This window comes from Oleiphilus sp. HI0061 (genome assembly GCF_001635675.1).
Genome location: NZ_LWFE01000955.1, coordinates 1 through 1,030 on the forward strand (window position 1 = coordinate 1; position 1,030 = coordinate 1,030).

Sequence of the window (1,030 nt, forward strand, 5' to 3'; positions counted from 1 at the left end):
GACGACCGGAAATCTCAGCCAGTGTTTCGCTGTGCATATTTTCGGGGAATAACAGTAGCAGGTTCATCTAATTGTTATTCGCTTACAGGTTCTTCGTTGCGCTTCTTTTCGACGAGTTTTGAAAACAGCACTCCGACTTCAAAGAGAGCCCACATTGGAACTGCTAAAAGAGTTTGCGAAATAACATCTGGAGGCGTCAATAACATACCGATAACGAAGCAGCCAACCACGATGTAAGGGCGTTTTTCACTTAGGCTAGCTGAGCTGGTAATACCTGCCGCAACCAAAATAATGGTTGCGATTGGGATTTCGAAGGCTAAACCAAATGCGAAGAATAGCTTTAGAATGAAGTCAAGATAGCGACTGATATCGGTCATTACAGTGACGCCTTCAGGTGCGGCACTGGTGAAAAAGCCAAACACTAAAGGAAAGACGACAAAGTAAGCGAATGCCATGCCGAGATAGAACAATATTATGCTCGATAGCAGTAAAGGATAGGCGAGCCGTTTTTCGTTCTCATAGAGTGCAGGTGCGATAAAACCCCATATTTGAAAGAGCACATAAGGCATTGATATAAACAGTGCCGTCATTAGAGCCAGTTTGAAGGGGGTAAAGAAGGGTGATGCGACATCGGTCGCGATCATGGTGCTACCTTCGGGTAAAAAGACCCTAAGTGGCTCTGAGACAATCAGGTAGATATCGTTGGCAAAATAGTAAAGGCCTGCGAAGATCAATATAACGCAAAGCACAGAACGCAGGAGGCGTGTGCGCAATTCTATCAGATGGCTGATTAGAGGCTGGCCTTGGTCGACTACAGTGTCGTTTTCAGTTGCGTTGTCAGAAGTCTTACTCATGTCTTTACTATGCTTAGCTTATTACGGAGGCCATGTTATGACTGCTTAGGCTTGTCGTTTTGCGTATTGCTTTGAAGGTCTTTTGACGAATCAGGCTCTTTTGGTGCCTGAAACAGCTTGTCATACTCATCTCTTGGTAAGGGCTCGAACTCTTCAGCTTCTTTGAGGGCGTCTTT

1 protein-coding gene is annotated in these 1,030 nt (G+C 45.1%); it reads right to left on the reverse strand.

What is annotated here, in order from left to right:
• Positions 1-74: 74 nt before the first annotated feature.
• Positions 75-854: a twin-arginine translocase subunit TatC gene (gene tatC / locus A3735_RS11185; RefSeq protein ID WP_068510193.1), complete on the reverse strand. Its 780-nt coding sequence runs from the start codon at positions 852-854 to the stop codon at positions 75-77.
• Positions 855-1,030 lie beyond the last annotated feature (176 nt).